16 protein-coding genes are annotated in these 20,569 nt (G+C 40.4%); all 16 read right to left on the bottom strand.

The window, feature by feature from the left end:
* Window positions 1–96 precede the first annotated feature (96 nt).
* Window positions 97–357, bottom strand: coding sequence for a stage V sporulation protein SpoVS (gene spoVS / locus MHB38_RS08825; protein WP_003211281.1), 261 nt, complete (start codon window positions 355–357; stop codon window positions 97–99).
* 202 nt (window positions 358–559) lie between these two features.
* Window positions 560–1,354 (bottom strand): TIGR00282 family metallophosphoesterase, encoded by a 795-nt coding sequence (locus MHB38_RS08820; RefSeq protein WP_019744184.1) that lies wholly within the window; start codon window positions 1,352–1,354, stop codon window positions 560–562.
* Between the two features lie 89 nt (window positions 1,355–1,443).
* Window positions 1,444–3,006, bottom strand: a complete 1,563-nt coding sequence (rny, locus tag MHB38_RS08815) for a ribonuclease Y (RefSeq protein ID WP_007499477.1) — start codon at window positions 3,004–3,006, stop codon at window positions 1,444–1,446.
* Between the two features lie 300 nt (window positions 3,007–3,306).
* Window positions 3,307–4,350, bottom strand: coding sequence for a recombinase RecA (gene recA / locus MHB38_RS08810; RefSeq protein WP_007499478.1), 1,044 nt, complete (start codon window positions 4,348–4,350; stop codon window positions 3,307–3,309).
* A gap of 177 nt (window positions 4,351–4,527) precedes the next feature.
* Window positions 4,528–5,778: a competence/damage-inducible protein A gene (locus MHB38_RS08805; protein WP_057079522.1), complete on the bottom strand. Its 1,251-nt coding sequence runs from the start codon at window positions 5,776–5,778 to the stop codon at window positions 4,528–4,530.
* Window positions 5,779–5,794: 16 nt separating this feature from the next.
* Window positions 5,795–6,376, bottom strand: coding sequence for a CDP-diacylglycerol--glycerol-3-phosphate 3-phosphatidyltransferase (gene pgsA, locus MHB38_RS08800; protein WP_008344688.1), 582 nt, complete (start codon window positions 6,374–6,376; stop codon window positions 5,795–5,797).
* 73 nt (window positions 6,377–6,449) lie between these two features.
* Window positions 6,450–7,361: a helix-turn-helix domain-containing protein gene (locus MHB38_RS08795; RefSeq protein WP_135227155.1), complete on the bottom strand. Its 912-nt coding sequence runs from the start codon at window positions 7,359–7,361 to the stop codon at window positions 6,450–6,452.
* Between the two features lie 23 nt (window positions 7,362–7,384).
* A complete protein-coding gene (locus MHB38_RS08790; RefSeq protein ID WP_003211480.1) occupies window positions 7,385–8,176 on the bottom strand; it encodes a DUF3388 domain-containing protein in 792 nt (263 codons plus the stop codon).
* Between the two features lie 131 nt (window positions 8,177–8,307).
* On the bottom strand, window positions 8,308–8,565 hold the full coding sequence (locus MHB38_RS08785; RefSeq protein WP_008344693.1) for a DUF3243 domain-containing protein: 258 nt from the start codon (window positions 8,563–8,565) through the stop codon (window positions 8,308–8,310).
* Between the two features lie 73 nt (window positions 8,566–8,638).
* Window positions 8,639–9,367 (bottom strand): elongation factor P 5-aminopentanone reductase, encoded by a 729-nt coding sequence (gene ymfI / locus MHB38_RS08780; RefSeq protein ID WP_341003103.1) that lies wholly within the window; start codon window positions 9,365–9,367, stop codon window positions 8,639–8,641.
* A 29-nt stretch (window positions 9,368–9,396) separates the two neighbouring features.
* On the bottom strand, window positions 9,397–12,516 hold the full coding sequence (locus MHB38_RS08775) for an MMPL family transporter (protein ID WP_202734485.1): 3,120 nt from the start codon (window positions 12,514–12,516) through the stop codon (window positions 9,397–9,399).
* Window positions 12,494–12,970, bottom strand: coding sequence for a MarR family winged helix-turn-helix transcriptional regulator (locus MHB38_RS08770; protein WP_007499493.1), 477 nt, complete (start codon window positions 12,968–12,970; stop codon window positions 12,494–12,496). Before MHB38_RS08770 ends, MHB38_RS08775 begins: the two co-directional genes overlap by 23 nt.
* Before the next feature lie 151 nt (window positions 12,971–13,121).
* Window positions 13,122–14,414: an EF-P 5-aminopentanol modification-associated protein YfmH gene (gene yfmH, locus MHB38_RS08765; RefSeq protein WP_341003102.1), complete on the bottom strand. Its 1,293-nt coding sequence runs from the start codon at window positions 14,412–14,414 to the stop codon at window positions 13,122–13,124.
* Window positions 14,411–15,691 carry an EF-P 5-aminopentanol modification-associated protein YfmF gene (gene yfmF, locus MHB38_RS08760; RefSeq protein ID WP_182489155.1) on the bottom strand — a complete coding sequence of 427 codons (1,281 nt, stop codon included), beginning with the start codon at window positions 15,689–15,691 and terminating at the stop codon, window positions 14,411–14,413. The genes yfmH and yfmF overlap by 4 nt, the downstream gene beginning before the upstream one ends.
* 145 nt (window positions 15,692–15,836) lie before the next feature.
* Window positions 15,837–18,953, bottom strand: coding sequence for an MMPL family transporter (locus MHB38_RS08755; protein WP_202734486.1), 3,117 nt, complete (start codon window positions 18,951–18,953; stop codon window positions 15,837–15,839).
* A gap of 319 nt (window positions 18,954–19,272) precedes the next feature.
* Complete coding sequence (locus MHB38_RS08750; protein WP_445661580.1) at window positions 19,273–20,502, bottom strand: MFS transporter; 1,230 nt, start codon at window positions 20,500–20,502, stop codon at window positions 19,273–19,275.
* Between the last annotated feature and the right edge of the window lie 67 nt (window positions 20,503–20,569).

The raw sequence follows: 20,569 nt of genomic DNA, 5'->3' as shown, positions 1-20,569 counted from the left end.
TTTGTGAAAGAAATATGTTATATGAGAAATGTATAGCGGTAAACAAAAACAACCTGCTTACATGATGTAAGCAGGTTGAAAATAATAAAATTAGAATTATCGTGGTTCAACAATCAGTTTGATTGCTGTTCTTTCTTCTCCATCGATAAGAATGTCAGTAAAGGCTGGAATGCATATCAAATCCACTCCGCTAGGCGCAACAAATCCCCTTGCAATGGCGACAGCCTTGACCGCCTGATTCAGTGCTCCAGCGCCGATAGCCTGTATTTCTGCTGCACCGCGTTCACGTAAAACGCCGGCTAATGCTCCTGCTACTGAATTTGGATTTGACTTTGCTGAAACTTTTAAAATTTCCATTTTTGCTCCCCCTTAAATTTACAATGGATAAGTGAGTGTTCATTAGAACAATCTTTGTTAGATGTTGCTATTTTTTTGAAAATCCATCCCCAAAATGTTTTTCAAAAATAGCAGGCTACCTACCATTTTTACTATATTCACGATAGAGGGCGCATATTCCTTCTTTCTGATTAATATTTTTCTGAAATAAATATGTGAATATTTATTCAAAGAAAATATGGTCATCATTTATCAAAATTCGATCAATTTTGACAGCTTTTTTCGACGGTTCGTCAATTTCTACGATCACTGCACTTAATGTCGTGCGGCCTTCTGCAATTTCAAAACGGACAGGAAGGCTCGTTTTAAATCGTTTAATAATCGTTTCCCGATCAACACCTAAAATGCCGTCATAAGGACCAGTCATGCCAACATCCGAAATATAAGCAGTTCCTTTTGGCAAGACGCGGTTATCTGCTGTTTGAACATGTGTATGTGTTCCAACGACACATGATGCACGGCCATCTGTATACCAACCCATTGCTTGCTTTTCACTTGTGGCTTCACCATGAAAATCAATAAAAATAAACGGTGTACGTTTTGAAGCTTCTGCTATAAGCTCATCTACTTTTTGAAATGGGCAGTCAATCGGAGGTAAAAATGTGCGGCCTTGCAAGTTGATGACAGCTAGTTCTTTACCTTGTTTTTTAATAAAAGTAAGCCCTTTCCCTGGTGTACCTTGCGGGAAGTTTGCCGGACGAACAATATGGGGTGCATCATCGATGAAATCGAAAATGTCTCTTTTATCCCATGTATGGTTCCCCATCGTGAGCACATCAGCCCCAGCTTGAAGCAGCTCGTGATAGATTTTTTCAGTAAGGCCTTTCCCATGAGCCGCATTTTCTCCATTGACAATCGTAAAGTGCGGCTGATATTTTTTCTTTAGCTTTGGCAAGTATTCTTTCAGTGTATCTCTGCCAGGTGAACCAACGATATCTCCAACAAATAATATTTTCATACGTTTTGAACCCTTTCTCTTATAAAATGATCTTCTTATCAGTGTTGCATATTTACACAAAAAAATAAAGCGGCGCTAAGCGCACCGCTCTATTTTGCATACTCTACTGCGCGAGTTTCTCGAATAACTGTCACTTTAATGTGACCAGGGTAATCGAGCTCGTCCTCAATCCGCTTACGAATATCCCTTGCTAGACGGTGAGCTTCAAGATCATTAATTGAATCTGGCTTCACCATAATACGCACTTCACGTCCAGCTTGTATCGCAAACGATTTTTCAACACCTTCATAAGATTCAGAGATGTCTTCTAATTTCTCAAGTCTCCGAATGTAATTTTCAAGCGTCTCACTTCTTGCACCAGGGCGTGCTGCAGATAATGCATCGGCTGCCGCAACAAGAACAGCGATAATAGATGTCGGTTCTTGGTCACCATGGTGAGATGCAATACTGTTGATGACAACAGGATGCTCTTTATATTTCGTCGCAAGCTCAACGCCAATTTCCACGTGGCTTCCTTCTACTTCATGATCAATGGCTTTTCCAATGTCATGCAGAAGACCTGCTCGTTTTGCAAGCTTTGCATCTTCTCCAAGCTCTGAAGCCATGAGACCTGCAAGATGTGCAACCTCAATTGAATGCTTCAGGACATTTTGTCCATAACTTGTACGGAATTTTAAGCGACCGAGAATTTTGATGAGATCCGGATGCAAACCGTGAACTCCGACTTCAAATGTCGTTTGCTCACCCATCTCGCGGATATAATCATCGACTTCACGGCGTGATTTTTCCACCATTTCTTCAATTCGTGCAGGATGAATACGTCCATCCTGGACTAGCTTGTCCAGAGCTATCCTCGCTGTTTCACGTCTTATCGGATCAAAGCCCGATAAGATGACAGCTTCAGGTGTATCATCAATGATCAGGTCAATACCTGTTAACGTTTCTAACGTACGGATATTTCGTCCTTCACGTCCGATAATACGACCTTTCATCTCATCATTTGGAAGATTGACTACAGATACCGTTGTTTCAGCTACATGATCAGCTGCACAACGCTGTAACGCAAGTGAAAGAATGTTTTTCGCTTTTTTATCAGCCTCTTCTTTCGCCCGGTTTTCAGATTCTTTCGTCATGACTGCAATGTCGTGGGAAAGCTCATTTTCAACTTGATCCAGAATGATTTGTTTCGCTTCATCTCGAGTTAGACTAGAAATACGCTCCAACTCAGCTTTCTGCAAACGAATCATATCATCCACTTTGCTTTCCATCTCTTCAATATGTTGTTGTCGTTCATTCAGAGAATGATCTCTCTTCTCCAACAGGGACTCCCGTTTATCTAAAGTCTCGTCCTTGCGATCAAGGTTTTCCTCTTTTTGAAGTAAACGGTTTTCTTGTCTTTGAAGCTCATTACGTCTTTCACGAACTTCTTGCTCCGCCTCTACACGAAACGAATGAATTTCATCTTTCGCTTCTAAGAGCGCTTCTTTCTTCAATGCTTCCGCATCACGCTTTGCATCCTCAACAATTTGTTCGGCCATGTTTCTTGCGCCGGATATTTTTGCTTCTGCAATGGTTTTACGAACAAAGTAGCCAACAACTAAACAGATTAGGCTCAGCAAAATGGAGATGATCGTAAACATCGTAGGCGACATATTTTCACCTCCTCTTGCTATGAACTTGGTTTTACAAATAAAGTGTCGGCATGTACATTGTTTTGTGTCTCAACATACAGGGCCTTCACAGGGAATGAGATCCTCACTGCCCTTGTCAAGTTTAAATTAGTTATCAATCATGTTAAGAAAAACAAGTGATACATTCCCATTGTAATTGTGTCGGAAATACTTGTCAAGCTAGTCAGACTGAGGCGTAAGTCGTTATTTCAAGCAAAGACAGAACTTTTGACCCGCTAGCTGTTATGTAATTGTAAAAAAAAGACGCTTTTCAGCGTCTTTTTAGTCATTCAATTCCAATTCTTCTTGTCCTTCTTCGTCAGTTGATTTCACTCCGTTTGTATCCAAACCGTAGTGCTCCCTGATCTGCTCTTGAATCATAAGAAGAATGTCTTTATTCTCTTTTAGGAATTGCTTCGCATTTTCACGTCCTTGTCCAAGACGTTCCTCTTGATAAGAATACCAAGCCCCGCTCTTTTGTACGATATCTAGTTCGCTTCCAAGGTCGATGATTTCTCCCTCTTTCGAGATACCTTCACCGTACATAATGTCTACTTCGGCAATACGGAATGGCGGTGCCACTTTGTTTTTCACAACTTTAATTCTCGTTTTGTTCCCCATGATGTCGTTCCCTTGTTTCAACTGTTCAGCACGGCGTACTTCTAAACGAACAGATGAATAGAACTTAAGTGCACGTCCACCAGGCGTTGTTTCAGGATTACCAAACATAACCCCTACTTTTTCACGAATTTGGTTAATAAAGATCGCAATTGTTTTTGATTTGTTGATAGCACCAGATAGTTTACGAAGTGCTTGAGACATCAAACGTGCTTGAAGACCAACGTGTGAATCTCCCATGTCTCCTTCGATCTCTGCTTTTGGTACAAGAGCAGCTACTGAGTCAATGACAACAATATCAACTGCACCACTACGAACAAGTGCTTCTGCAATTTCAAGTGCTTGTTCTCCTGTATCCGGCTGAGAAAGTAACAACTCATCAATGTTGACACCTAATTTTTGAGCGTAAACTGGATCTAGCGCATGCTCCGCATCGATAAATGCAGCTTGTCCTCCCTGCTGCTGAACCTCAGCAATCGCATGAAGTGCTACTGTCGTTTTACCAGAACTCTCTGGACCATATACTTCAATAATACGGCCGCGAGGGTATCCACCTATTCCAAGCGCAGTATCAAGTGCTAACGAACCACTAGGTACTGTTGAAATACGTGTATCTGTTTGCTCTCCTAGTTTCATAATAGAGCCTTTACCAAACTGTTTTTCTATTTGTTTAAGAGCCATATCTAAGGCTGCTTGACGATCACTCATTCTATTGTTTCCTCCTTTATCAATTCCACTATCTATACTATACCTTGTTTTACGTCATTTGCCAAGAAAAAAACGAACACATATTCGATTTTTTCTTGGCAGATTATTTAAGAAAAGAACTGTTTCTATTAGAAAAAACGCTCTTTTATAAAGGAGTAAACCTCATAAAAAACAAAATTAACTTTCTTTTAATAATTTGAGAAGGTGGTGCAAACCATATTTCACAGCACGCTTGCGAATGCCTGATCGACTGCCAGTAAACATCCATTCAAACACGTCTGTCTGATCTTTTGTCGATAGCCCGATAAATACTTTTCCAACCGGCTGTCCTTCGTGTGGTTCAGGACCTGCCACACCTGTAAAGCTAATACCGATATCGCTTCCCGTCAGTTTTCTAACGCCTTCTGCGAGCTCTAAAGCACACTCTTTGCTGACAGCACCATGAGAAGACAATGTTTCTTCACGGCAGCCCAGCACTTGCTGCTTGACTTGATTTGTGTAACAAACCACACTGCCGTTTAAAATGGATGATGCCCCTTCAAGATCTGTCAGCCACTCTGAAAACATACCACCAGTCAGGCTTTCAGCCGCTGCTACTGTTTTCCCGTGTTCATGCAAGGCCTTTGAAGCTTCAAAGGCAAGAGATGTATCACCATATCCGTAGAAGTACTCGCCGACCCGTTCTAAAATTTGTGCTTCTGTTTCTTTTAACAGACGCTCTGTTTCTTTTTCATCCTCATGCTTGGCTGTCAGCCTTAGCGTCACTTCCCCGTCAGCTGCAAGCGGTGCAATCGTTGGATTGGTCTGTGCATCAATTAAATCTTCAAGATCTGTTTCGAGTTGAGATTCACCGATGCCAAAGAAACGCAAGACAACAGACACGATTTTTTCCTTTAGGCCGAGTTTTTCAGAAATAAGCGGCTTCGCTTCGTTTTCAAACATCGGGTGCAATTCACTTGGCGGTCCAGGGAGCAGAATGTAAAACGTATCTCCCTCTTGTATAAACATACCAGGTGCCATTCCGAAACGGTTTACGAGCACATCAGATCCCTCTAGAACGAGCGCCTGTTTACGGTTGTTCGGCGACATATCACGTCCGGTTTTACGGAAGTACTCTTGAATAGACTCAAATGCTTCTTCATTTAGCACAAGCTCTTTATCGAGCGTATTTGCAATGGTTTCTTTTGTTAAATCATCTTTCGTTGGTCCAAGACCCCCTGAGAAGATAATAAAATTCGATCTTTCCTGTGCCACTTGAATGGCCCTTTTTAAACGCTCTGGATTGTCACCAACTGCTGTGTGGTAATAAACATTCACACCAATTTCAGCTAGTTGTTTGCTGATGAATTGTGCATTCGTATTCGTAATTTGCCCTAGCAAAAGTTCGGAACCGACTGCAATAATTTCTGCTTTTCTCTCTGACTTCAAAGCGTACACGTCCTTTTTAGTTAGAATTCTTTAAGGCTTCCCAGTTTTTCGCAAAGTAATCCCAGCCTGAGACAACAGTGAAGAACACCGCTACCCACATGGCAAGATCACCAAATGGGAATGATACAAGTTCAAACGGCAGGTTATGCAAAAGAAGTGCCGAAATCGCAATGATTTGCGCCCACGTCTTCACTTTTCCAAGCATATTGGCTGCGACCACTTCACCGCCTCCAGCTAAGACAAGCCTTAGGCCTGTTACAGCAAATTCGCGGCTAATGATCACAATTGCCATCCATGCCGGTGTGAGGTTGTATTGAACAAGTATAATTAAAGCCGCTGAAACAAGCAATTTATCTGCAAGCGGATCTAAAAACTTACCAAAGTTTGTGACTAAATTGAGCTTACGTGCATAGTAACCATCAATCCAGTCGGTTGTCGAAGCGACAATAAACAAGATCGCTCCAACAAGGTGAGTGACTTCGATGCTGACGTCACCAAAGCGCGCAACACCCCAATCTAATGGAGCAAGCATAATCAACATAAACACAGGAATCAAGGCGATCCTAGAAAGAGTAATTTTATTCGGTAAGTTAAACATGAATTCCAATCCTCCAATAAAGCATTTTTTTATGTATATAATAGTAGGAACAAAAGAAAAGTCATCTACTTGCTTAAGATGACTTTTCCTTTCCTTTATTCACAATCACAATGTTTTGTGTCATGGTGTTTTTAGGGTCTAATTCGTACTTCAGCGTTTCGTCATTGACTTTAATATCGATTCCCGATGCATTTCCTAAGCGGATATCGACTTGGGAAAGATCAGTCAAGTCTGTTTTAAACGATTCGCCATCTTTCAATTCACCCATCTTCAGCACTTTTCCAGATTCGTCTCTCACACGAAGCCATGAAGCTTGTGAGGCAGAAATGGTTAGCTCCATCTCTTCTGCACCTGATACTTCATACGTTGTCGTAGAACCCTCTGTATTCGTCGCCTTCAAAGAAACATCTTCATCGTCTTTAGATGAATCCTTTGAGGAATCGTCTTTTTCAGATGATTTTTCTTGATCATCTGACGAAGCTTTTTCCTTTTTCTTTTGATCCTTTGCCAGCGATGAATCCTTAGACACTTCGTATTTTGATTCTGATTGCTGAGGAGCCGCCTGATTATTTTTCTGTCCGCTATCATGATTAACCGCTTGAACGATCACATAAATGATAGCGATCACCACAAGGATCCCTCCAATGATTAAAATCGTCGGAAGCAGCTCCAGTAACTTTGAGGCAGGCTTTGGCAGCTCTCGTTGCGGTTTAATATTTGATAATTTATCAGACACTTCATCGTTATACGTGCTTGGTACATCTTTACGAAACTCTTCGAACAATTGTTCAGGATTCAGTCCAACGGCCTCGGCATATTGTTTAATAAACGCTCTGACGTAAAATTTACCTGGAATGATATCATAGTTTCCTTGTTCTATTGCTAGCAAATAGCGCTTTTGGATTTTGGTAGCCGCCATCAAATCCTCCAGCGACATCCCTTTTTCCTCTCTGGCCTCAACGAGCCGTTTTCCCAATTCAGTCAAAACAAACACCTACCATTACCATATTAAAAATCGAAGCCAGAAAAACCAGAATGATCAAACACTTGTGGTTCTTCAGCGTGCTCGTATGTAATTTCTTCGTCTGCACTATTACGCAATTCAATGATGTAGTCGAAATCATCCATTGTATATTCTGAATTTTGAATAAAGATATCTGGATGCTCTACCACCTTTGTAGCAGGCAGTCTCATAATTTCTCTTAAAAGCTGCAAGTGCTTTTCAGAACCTCTTCTTGTCGACACAATCCCATCAATAATAAAGACGTTATCTGGGCTGTATTCATCTGCAATCAGCTGACTGCGAATGGTCTGTTTCAAAAGAGTCGACGATACAAACAGCCATCTCTTACTTGCACATACACTTGAAGCAACAATTGATTCTGTTTTTCCAACCCGCGGCATTCCGCGAATTCCAATCAATTTATGTCCTTCTTTTTTAAATAATTCAGCCATAAAATCGACAAGTAGACCAAGCTCGTCCCTTTCAAAACGGAACGTCTTTTTGTCATCCGCATCACGCTGAATGTATCTTCCATGACGAACAGCTAAACGGTCACGAAGTTTTGGCTGTCTTAGTTTCGTTACTTTTATCGTTTCCATTGTATTTAAAATTGATTCAAGCCGCTTAATTTGATCTGTGTGGTCACATCGAAGAAGCATGCCGCGTCTTGATACATCAACACCATTAATTGTCACAATATTAATTGAAAGCATCCCCATTAAAGAAGAAATGTCTCCTAAAAGTCCGGGACGGTTCACCTGTATCTCATATTCAAAATACCATTCGAGCTTTGCCAAATGATATTACCCCCTTCATTGTGGCAAATTTTTACCTTCCTTTATCATAAAGCATTTTCACATTTTTAGAAAGCACAATGTTGCTAAACGGTTAAAATAAAAAGAGAGGCACAAACGACCTCTCTTTTTGTTTAGTGCGAGCTATTATTTTCAACTAGCTTGACCATCATGTTTGCAATGGCACGCTGCTCATCTTCTGATGCAACGCTCCAAAGGTCAGAAAGTACTCTTTCTTGCTCATTCTTTGCTTCAACTTCATTAGCCAGGTATCCGCCAATTTCATACGCAAGGTTATTGATGGTATCATCTGATAAACCTTTATCCTGTGCATGATTTAAACGGTCACCTAAAAAGTTTTTCCAATGGTCCCAGCTCTCAAGTACAGACATGTCGATTCCTCCATTCGAAAAGATGAATTACAGCCATAGCTTTTGTCATGGAGAGACGAATTATACACGTTTTTTAACAGTACCAGCCGCCATTGACAGATAAAATTTGACCTGTGATATAATTTGACTGCTTGGAGGCAAGAAACCAAATGGCATCGGCTATCTCTTCAGGTGCGGCAAGACGGCCTAGTGGAATCTCCTCTTCCATCATCGCAAGGTCTTCTTGTGTGAAGCTTTTCATCATATCAGTCTGAACCGCACCTGGTGAGACTGCATTTGCTCTAATTCCACTTGGGGCAAGCTCTTTGGCAAGCCCCTTAATGAAGGCATTTTGAGCACCCTTGACCATACTGTACAGTACTTCACACGAGGCACCCGTTTCCCCCCATATTGAGCTAACCGCAATAATATGTCCTGACTTTTTTTGAATCATGGCAGGCAAAATGGATTGGGTAAGCTCATATGGACTTGTCACATGAAGCTGCACCATGCTGGCTAGAACTTCTTTTTCAGTATCTGTCACTAAACCAACATGACTCTTTCCGCTATTTAAAACAAGAATATCTGGATCAAGCGGCAGGCGGCTGACAAGCTCTGCTGCTCCGCCTGTTTTCGCTAAATCAGCTTGAACGACGTACGTTTCTACTTGATATGTTTCTTTGAGATCGGCGGAAAGACGATTAGCCGCTTGTTCATTTTGATGATAATGGAGCATCAGATGGCAGCCTTCTTGGGCAAGCTTTTTGGCTGTCGCCTGCCCAATTCCGCCACTGGCACCAGTAATCAGTGCCCAACGACTCATACTTTGTTCCTACTTTCTTTATGGAATCCTTATTCTTTTCGTTTAAATGGGAACCAATTCGCTGATCCGAACAATTTGACCATCACAGGTACGAACAATGGTAGCACAACGAGTGCATACAATAAAAGTCCAGTTAGAACAAGTGTTGCAATTTGTAAGAGTGACAATACACCTGAAGGTAGCATCGCTGCAAATGTTCCTGCCAAAATGACGGCAGCAGACATAATAACAGATCCCATATTTTTCATTGATTCAGTCATGGCAAACTGGATGTCTTTTGTTTTGTATTCATTGAACCGTTCCATTAAGAAAATCGAATAATCGACTCCAAGCGCCATTAAGATGACAAAGCCAAAGAATGGAACAGCCCAGTTGATGCCTGGATATCCAAAGAAATGGGTAAAAATAAATTCTGTTACACCAATGGCGGTAAAGTACGTTAAAATCAGCGAGCCTACTAAGTAAAGCGGCATCACGAGAGAACGGAACAGAATCACTAGTATCAGGAAAATACCGATCATCATGTAAAGAACCGTCTTATTGAAGTCTTGGTCTGACAGCTGTTTTAAATCAGCGTTCATACTTGAAACACCAGATACGCCAAATGAAACATCTTTTAGGTTTGTTTCAGGAAGTGCACGTTTGACCGAAGCTTCTACTTGTTTAATTGTTTTCATGGCGTCGTTTCCATATGGATTGTCTTCTAAAATGACGTCAATCTTTGTCATTTTGCGGTCATCCGACATATAGGAATCGAACACTTGCTTGAATGCTTTATTTTTTAGGACATCTTTTGGAATAAACCAACCGGCCATGTCTTGATCTGGCGCGTTTTTCAGTTCATCTAAGTAGTCTCCTGCACCCATTAAGCCGTTTGAAATTTTCTCAAGGCCGTCGACACTTTTGTTTAGACCATCTGTCAGCTTGGTCAGATTGTCACCAAAGCCGCCAATTTTTTCTTTCATTTGTTTTTGACCATTAATGATGTCGCCGGCTCCATTTGCAAGTTTAGGCATACCATCAGCTAACTGCCCTTGGCCTTTAGACGTTTGATCTAGCCCGTTTTCAATGGCTTCTAAGCCAGCAATCAGCTCATCAATTTGATTTGTAAACACTTTTTGCTGCTCTGAAGCTTTTGCGATAAAAGCATCTGCTGCTTCAAGCTGTTTTTTTGCTTCTTTTGCTTGTTTTGCATAGCTGTCAGCCTGTTTGGCTCCTTCTTGCAAGGTAGTAGAAAGTTCCTTATATGAAGCTTTGATGGCTTGATATGATTGATTTTCTTTCACTTGCGGAATTTGCTGCTCAAGTGTACTGAACTGTTTATTCGCTTGACTGATCAAAGCTTTCACATCCGCTGCGGCAGAGGATGACGTATCGACTTGTGCCAATGCTGCTTTTAATTCTTTGGAAATGCTTTTATACAGTGCCACTTGCTGATTCACTTGTGCGACTTGATCTGTTAATTCCTTTTTCGCACCCTTTATTCTTTCTTTAATTTCAGAAACGCCTTTTTTGTTTTGATCGATATAGGTTTGCAGTTCTCTCATCGTTTTTTCGACGTTTTGAATACCTGATTTTACGGATTCGGTTCCAGAAATCAATTTGTTAATGCCTTTTCCTGATGCTTTAATTTGTGGTGTTTGATCCTCGATGGATTTACTCATGGTTGTAAGAGCATCTTGGATCTTTTTCAACCCTTCGTTACTTTTATCAAGCCCGCTATTTAGCTCTTTGGCTTGAGATTTCACGTACAGATCATTCAGCCCTTTACCAACAGGACGAGTGGCACTTCTCACTTTACTCACGCCATCTGTTTGTTCAATCGCACGACTGAGTTTTTCAACAGCAATCAGACCTTCGTTATTGTCTAAAAGATCGGATGATTTCACGACAACGGTTGCTGGAAGGGCTTCACCTGGTCCAAATTTGTCAGAGATCGTATTAAATGCATTGACAGATTCGTATTTATTGCCGATTTCGTCTAGGTTGTTATATGAAAGTGTTCCTTTATACATAAGAATCGCTGGAAGGGTAATAATTGCAACGATTAGCAAGCTGAGAAGTGGTTTCTTAAATGAAAAACGACCAGCTGTTTCCCACATTTTCGATTGCGGGTGGGCAATATCGCCTTTGATCGGCCAAAATAACACTTTTCCTAAAACCGCCATAAAGAATGGAACGACAGTGAGCAGTGCCACTATTAACACGGCAACACCAACCGCCACGGCGACAGCTGATTTATACAGTTGGAATTCGGCTAAACCGATACACGTAAAACCAATGAGGACAGCAATTCCGCTGAATAAAACGGTTTTACCTGCCGTCTTATATGTTGTAATAATCGCCTCAACCTTATCTTTTCCGTGAGATAGTTCTTCTTTAAACCGGCTTAGCAACAGGATGCAGTAGTCGGTTCCAATCCCAAACATGATGGCGACCATAAAAATTTGGGTAAAGGTCGAGAGCGGAAAATCAACATACTTTACTAGGTAAGCCACAATGGATTGGCTGACCAAATAGGAAAGCGCTACGGCCACTAAAGGAACGAACGGTGCCACTGCGGATCTAAAGACAAGCACAAGAACAATTAAAATAAACCCAATTGTAATGAATTCTGTTTTTTTCAGACCTTCTTGTGAGCTTGTGATGACATCATCGTCGATTAGCGGCTGCCCTGTCATTTCAAATGTCAGGTTCAGGCTCTTAAGCTTTTCATTGACTCTTTCTTTAAAATCGGATGCTTTGATTTTGTTCGAGTCGTATGTAACTGGAACAAGAAGTGTTGTTTGATCTTTAGAGAGCATCTGTTTTTTAATATCTTTGTTTGCATCAAAATAAGAAGTGATGTCTTCCACATGGAGATCTTGATCCTTTTCTAAAATCTCCATCGCTTTCTTTAAAGAGGCTTCTCTTTCTTTAACGATATCCTTTCCTTGAAAGACAATGACGATAGATTTCTCCGTATCCCCATTTTCAGACATGTTCTTTAATAATTGATCGGCGTAGGAAGAAGGATAACCATCTGGAACGGAAATCTGCCCTTTTTCTTTTGTTAATTGCGCCATATTAGGAGCGGTGATTAATAATACAGCCGCTAGTACGACCCAAAGGATCGTGATCAGCCATCTACCCTTTATGATTGCTCTCATTACTATGTTGTGCCTCCTCTTCGATGATAATCTGATAAATCTTTTCATATGTTTGAATAAATGATTCGATTTCTTTTTCATCAAATTTTTCTAAATATGACCGAACAAGATCCTGAAGCTGCTTTTCCATTCGGCTGACCACGTCTTTTCCTTCGGGCGTCACATAGAGATGAACATTTCTTCGATCAGCTTGATCATGCTCTCGATAGATATAATCTTTATTAAAAAGACGATTGGTCATGGATGTCACAGCACTTTTGTTGACATTACATTCGATGGCAAGGTCTGTTGATGTACATCCTGGGTGTAAATTGATGTATCGAAGCGAGTAATATTGATCAAGTGTCAGTTCTTTATCGAGCTTTTCCGTGATCATACTCGATACTTTTTTCTCCATCATGAGATAGACGTCCGCATATCTCTGGATGAGCTGGGCAATTTTATTTTGTACCATATGCTGCTCCTTTAGTTTGATTGTTTAACTATTAAAGAGTTTAACTAATACCCAAAACAATTGTCAATCAATATCTTCGCATATAAAGCGCTTTCTTTAGCTGGACACAAAAAAGACAAACTCTTATACGTTGAGTTTGTCTTTTTTTCTTTTATTTTGCTTTCGGTACGACTTTAAAAACTGACATTCTTTCTTCATCAATTTCTTCGTCTAAGATTTGCTGAATATCTGTTAATTGGATTTGCTCCAGTACTGGCACGACATCAAATAAGCTCATTTCTAAGAATGCGTATCGAGTGAATTGATTGGCGATGTACTCCGGGGAGTTCATCGCTTTTAAAAAGCTGCCAATTTTTTTCTTACGAGCAAGTTCAATCTTTTCTTCTGTGATCAGGCTTTTTGCTTGAAGAAGCGTTTCTTTTAATTCATCTGCGAGTTGATCAGGGTCATTTGTGTCTCCGCCAACTGAAGTGAAGCCAAAACCGCCTTCTTCCGTATAATCGTAACTGAATGTATCATCAATCAAGCCTTTTTCATACATACGCTCGTATTGCAGAGAACTTTTACCAAACAATGTCTCTAAAATAAGATTCATGCCAAGTTCATGTTTGAGGAGCTGTTTTCCTTTTTTATGCGGGTTTTTCGTTTTCAAACCAAACATACATTTAGAGCCTTGTACATTCATTTTCAGTTCGTATTCTTTTCGGTATACACGATCAGGCTCATTGATCTCTTTCCGCTGAATATCCGGCTGATCGGTAAATGGTTTTTTTGCCTGATTCGCTCTTACTTGGTCTAAAATTTGCGCCGGATCAACAGGACCCACTACAAAAAGAAGCATATTGCTTGGGTGATAGAACGTTTCGTAGCATTCATATAAATGGTCTTTCGTAATTGGCGCAATGCTTTCAACGGTTCCAGCAATATCAATTCTCACTGGGTGCTCTTGATAGAGGTTTTCGATCAGACCAAAGAATAAACGCCAATCTGGATTGTCATCATACATGTTGATTTCTTGACCAATGATGCCTTTTTCTTTTTCGACCGTTTTTTCAGTAAAATAAGGCTCTTGCACAAAATCAATGAGTGTTTCAAGATTCTGTTCGACATTGGCCGTGCTTGAAAATAAGTATGCCGTTCTCGTAAACGTCGTAAATGCGTTTGCGGCTGCTCCCTGTTTACTAAATGTATGAAACACATCACCATCTTCTTTTTCAAACAGCTTATGCTCTAAGAAATGGGCAATTCCATCAGGCACTCGGATCATGTCTTCTTTGCCAAGCGGAACAAATTCATTGTCGACAGAGCCATATTTTGTTGTGAAGGTTGCATATGTTTTGTTAAACCCTTGCTTTGGCAGCACATAGACGTCTAGTCCGCTGTCCATTTTTTCATGATACACCGTCTCTTGCAGCTGATCGAATTGAATTGTTTTCACTGTCATGAAGCACCCTCCGTTCCTTTAAGAAAATAGGTCGTATCCCATTCGATTTTTTGACCCACTTTGATGATGTCCTCTTTTGTCACTCTGTCTAACGCATCTAAAAAGGAATCGAGGCTCTCCTCTGTTGGCACGACGGCATGCTGATATAAGTATTCCGCTGTTCCATAAGACGTATCAATTGTTTCGAGCAACTGGTTTTTGACGACAGCCTTTGTCTGTTCAATTGCTTCATCAGAAAAATCGCCTTTTTGCATGGCATCAAATTGTTCTTTGATGATGTCTACTGCCTGCTGATAGTTGCCGACTTCAATTCCTGACATGACCATCATCAAACCTTTAAAGCTCTCAAGTCTAGAAACAGCATAGTACGCAAGACTTGCTTTTTCGCGCACATTGATAAATAGCTTTGAATGCGAGAAGCCGCCGAATATGCCATTAAACAAATGCAGCGCCGGATAATCTTTATCCGCTATCGTTGTATGTGTGCGAAAACCAATGTTTAGCTTTCCTTGTTTTACGTCCTCTTCATCAATGACTTCTTTTGGCTCTATTTGTAATCTTGATGATTCGGTATTTTGTTTGACCGGCTCTCTTTCACTTGTTTTAAAGTATTGCGAGACCATTCGATTGATGTCTTGTTCATCAACGTCTCCCACAACATAGAGATCCAGCTGGTTTGACTGAAGTGCATGCTCGTATGCTTTAAAGAGCGCTTCTGACGTAATCGCTTCGACGTCTTCCATTTCACCATTGACGTGCAGTGCATATGGCTCACCTTTACACATTTCCTGCACAAGTCTTAAGTTTGAATAGCGCATTTTGTCATCATAAACGGCTTGAATGCGCTGTTTCAATGTTCGTTTTTCTTGCTCAACGTACAATTCATGAAATACCCCGTTTTCCACGTACGGGTGGAATAATAGTTCAGAAAGTAAGGCAATCCCTTTTTCTAGTAAAGGGGTTTGATCCTTTAAATATTTTTCATTCGCCATTTCTAGACGAAAGGTAATGATGTGATTTTCACCTTTTTTCGCCATGTCTGCGGAAACGGTCGCCCCATAGAGCTCGTCGAAATAAGCACGAAGCTCTCCCGTTTTCGGCATTTTTTCTGTTCCTCTTAAAAGCACATGCGGGAAAAGAGAACGCATGGTGACGTCATCTTTGGATAAAGGCGCAAGCATTTTAAAAAGGATCGTCACGGTTTTAAATTTTTCTGTTTTGACAATATGAGTATGAAGACCAGGTGTATCAAATGTCTTCTCTTGTAAGTACGTCATGAGAAACCTCCTTTGTTCATCCTATTTATTATGTATTAGAACATAGCTGATATATACGTGAAACAGCCATTTAATAGTCATTATATCAATCAGAGGAAAGGATAGGAAATAAAAACGCCTCTGCTAAAAGCAGAGACGCAGGTTGTTATTTCATTCTAAACGGCCACCAATTCCATTTTCCAAAGATGCGAACCATGACCGGGATAAAGAGTGGTAGTACAACAAAAGCATATAATAAAAGTCCAATGAGTACGACCGTTGCAATTTCAACTAATGATAATACACCCGAGGGCAGCATCGCAGCAAAAGTACCCGCTAAAATAGCAACTGCTGAAATAATGACCGACCCCATATTTCTCATCGCTGATATCATGGATGCTTGAACATGCTCTCCCTTCCATTCATTAAAACGATCCATGAGGAAGATCGAATAATCAATGCCGAGGGTCACAAGGATCACAAAGCTGAAAAATGGAACAGCCCAGCTGACACCATCGTAGCCAAAGAATATTTTGAAAATCCATTCTGTTAAGCCAATGGATGTAAAATACGTTAATATGAGTGACAGTGTTAAGTATATCGGCATGACGATTGACCTTAATAATATAACTAAAATAATAAAGATACCAATTAACATGAAAATAACCGTTCTGATAAAGTCACCGTCTGACGTTTCTTTTAAGTCAACATTTAAACTGGAGATACCAGATACACCGTAGTTGGCGTTTTTCAAACCACTTACAGGTAAATATTGATCAAGGGTTTCTTCAATTTTTGCTACACCTTTCATTGCTTCATTGCTGTATGGATTTACATTTAAAATCACTTCAAAGGTTGTTAATTTACGATCTGGGGACATATACGTATTAAATATTTTCTTAAATTCATGGCGTTTCAGTACTTCTTCTGGTATAAACCAGCCCGTTACTTCTTCATCTGGTGCTTCCTGAAGCTGTTTTAAATAGCTGTCCGCCTCGGTAAAGCCGCTTTTTACTTGCTCAAGTCCTGAAATACTTTCATCTAATCCATCTGTTAATAGTGAGAGTTTAGATGATAGCTGGTTAAACCCTTTTTTCACGGCTTTTTGGCCATCTGTCAGCTGATCTGCGCCATCTTCAATTTTAGGCATTTCTTTGATGAGCTGTTTTTGTCCTTTATTCGTTTCATCAAGACCATCATAAATTTGATCTAGACCTGTCATCAGCGCCTTTACTTGTTGTTTGATTTCTTTTTGCTTGCTTGAGAACGTTTGAATGACTTGATCTGCTTTCTTGATCTTTTGTTTAAAGGCAGATGCTTCCTCTTCATAGACGCTCATTTGCTCTCCAGCTTGATCGAGCATTCCTTTTGTGTCTTCGAATACTTTTTTGATTTCTTTATATTCATTCATATCTTTGATTTCTGGAAGCCGGTTTTCAAGTCCTTCAAATGATACGTTTTCATAGGATTGTTTCACTTTCTTAATCGTTGTCATCAGTTGCTCATTTGATGTTGCGTGACCTTCCAGTGTGCTTACGACTCGTTCAAGGTCTTGAATCATGGTTTCACTTCTGCGGTATTCTTGCTCTAATTCTTTTTTCGCTTGTTTGATTTCAGTGCGAATGGTTCCTACGCCCTCTTTACTGCGCCTCACACCATCCTCTAAAGAAATGAGTGATTTCCTCACTTCTCCGATCCCGCCTTTGATGGCTTTTGTCCCATCAATCAATTGATCAATCCCTTTAGCGGATTCTTCAATTTTTGGTTTTTGTTTGAGAAGTGCTAAGTTTGTTTCGGTCAAGCCATCTGTAATTTTCCCGATGCCCTCATGACCTTTCCCAAGCTCTCCTCCTAGCTCTTTCGCTTGAGAGGTAACATAGAGCTGACTTAACCCATCTCCAACTGGGCGAGTGACACTGCGAACCGCTTTTACTTCCTCAATGTCACTTAACTTACGGGTCAGTTTTTCAATCATGACGATCTTTTCTTGATTATCGAGCTCATTGTCACTTTCGACAAGCACATTCAGCGGCAGCGCTTCACCAAAGCCAAATTGCTCAGATATCGTATTAAATGCAGACACTGACTCATACTTTGTCCCAATCTCATTTAAACTATTATAAGAAAGAGTGCCGTCATACATCAGAATTGGAGGAACAGTGATGAGTGCAACTACCCCTAAGCTGATGAGCGGTCTTTTAAATGAAAAGCGCCCAGCCCATTCCCAAATCTTACTTTGTGGATGACGAATGTTTTCTCTTTTAGACGGCCAAAAAAGGGATTTTCCGAAAACCGACATAAAAAAGGGAACGATTGTGACAAGTGCAATGAGCAGAATGCCAACGCCTACGGCAACGCTGACGGCTGATTGGTACAATTGGAATTTTGCGAAACCAATACTTGAGAAGCCGACTAACACAGCTAAGCCGCTGAAAAAGACTGTTTTCCCTGCACATTGATACGTGATGATAATCGATTCTTTGACATCACGCCCCTGACCAATCTCCTCTTTAAAACGGCTTAAAAGTAATATACAATAATCCGTTCCTATACCGAACATAATAGCTACCATAAAAATCTGAGTGAAATTAGACAGAGGAAATGGTGTATATTCTACGAGAAAAGCCACAATACACCGGCTGACAGCATAAGAAATGCCAATCGTAATAAGCGGGACAACAGGTGCCAGTATCGATCTGAATACAATTATTAAAATAAAGAAAATAAAAATCATCGTGATAAGTTCAGTTTTCTTCAGACCTTGTTGAGAGCTTTTAATGACATCTGAGTCCACAAATTTTTGACCTGTCATTTCATATGAAACGTTGTAGGGCTTTAAAACTTCCTCAATTCGTTCTTTAACCTTCACAGCTTTTGTTTCGTAGTGGTCGAATTTGAATGGAACAAGAAGTGTACTTTTATCCTTTGATAAAAGTTGTTTTTGAATGTCACGATCTACATGAAAATACGAAGTAATTCCGTCAATGTGGAGTTCTGGGGCATGTGTCATGAGTGCAGCTAAAGCCTTTTTTAATTCCTGCTCTTTGGCAGGGAACAAATGTTGTTCGGAGAATACAATCACACCAGTATCTTTTTTCCCATTATGATCTGAAAGCTTATCCAATAAGTGAAGTGCCTCAGCTGTTGGTGTCCCCTCTGGAACCTTTAACTGCCCTTTTTCTCTTGTTAATTCCTCTAAATTGGGCGCAGTAATAAACAGAATCACAGCTGTTATCATCCACACCATTAATACAATCCATCTTGCTTTAATTATTTGCAACATAGCTGCTTCAAGCTCCTTCTAGTTCATCAATCAATTTGCTGTTTTTGAGCGTGTCTGAAGTGCTGACTTCGTCTCCTTCAACGTGCTAATGGCAGGATGACCTATTCAATTGTCCTTTCGTGTTGAAGAAACGCATATCCATCATCAGCCACGAGCTCAATTTCTGCCTTAAAACAAAGACAGAAAATGAATGTTTTTGAACACCTCCTATTTGGGATAATTTAAAAGATATTACTATACATTAGTTTAACTATCAAAATTTTACATGTCAATTTATAAAAAAGAAAAAAGATGGCAAAATACCGTCTTTTTTCTATGTTTAAACCGTTTTCAATTGTTCACTTTCATCCTTTTCATCTGGCTGGATGAAAAAGAGGACCAAAAATAATGAAATGAGACTACATATGGTCGATAGAATAAAAACGATGGAGTCTCCTTTATCCATCAGAAATGCGTAAATTGGAGGTCCTAAAGCAACACCGATAAACCGCATGCTGCTATAAAATGACGTAATGGTTCCGCACTGCTCTTTTTCAATACCTTCTGTTATCAACGCATCAAGTGCTGGAAGCACAATGCCAATCCCTACGCCTCCAATACTTAAGCAGACAAACAACACGTAAAAACTGTGATTCCACCATAAAAATATATACGAAAGTGATAAAAGAGCCATACCTACGATGAGAAATATCCTCATTTTCCCCTTTTCTTTTCCGATTGTTTTCCCCGCAATGTACGAGCTGATTGATAAGAAAAGGAGCGGGATGCTTAGCAGCAAGCCTTTTTTGACACCCGTTATTTGATACGCCGCTTCTAGGTTATCTGACAAATAAAAGAGCACGCCAAAAAGAAGAAACATAATAAAACCGCCAATAGCAAAAATGGCATAAAGCCAGCGTCCTTCATGCTTAAAAATCGTCTTTGTTGATTTTAAAAACTCTTTAAATGTAGGCGGATCTTCCTCTTTCTTTGCGGATTCAACCATAAACAGTACCATCACAAAGCTGATGATTGAAAAGAATGGAATGAACCAAAACGGTACAAACCAAAACCAAGAAGCGAGCAGTGCCCCAATAATAGGACTTAGTACCTTTCCGGCTGTATTAGAAGTTTCAATGGCTCCAAGTCCCGCACTTACCTCTTCATCATCGTAAAACAAATCGCCAATAAATGGCATAACGACAGGTGCCGCCCCAGCTGAACCAACACCTTGAAGGACCCTGCCAAATAAAATCCACATGTAGGGTTCTTTCATGATGGTTGAGGCAACAGCTGCCACAGCTCCTCCAAGTCCTGCGATTAAAAGGCACGGCAAAAGCACCTTTTTTCGCCCAATTCGGTCAGATAAATAACCGGCAATCGGAATACACAAAATCGCCACAACGGAGTATACCGTAATAATGAGTGACACTTGAAAGGAAGTGATTGAGAGTTTCTTTTCGATCTCTGGTAATACGGGGATTAGCATCGAGTTCCCAAGTGTCATGATTAGAGGCACTGATGATAATGCAATAATATTCTTTTTACTGACTGTTTTCTCGCCCAACATCATTCACCCAATTCTATATACTGTTACATATTAGTGTGGCATGTTTCACGGGTTTTATGTATGGGCA

Source organism: Bacillus sp. FSL K6-3176, from assembly GCF_038003325.1.
GTDB lineage: Bacteria > Bacillota > Bacilli > Bacillales > Bacillaceae > Bacillus > Bacillus altitudinis.
The sequence above is the reverse complement of the archived record's forward strand: the minus strand, read 5'-3'. Positions and strand labels throughout refer to the sequence as shown.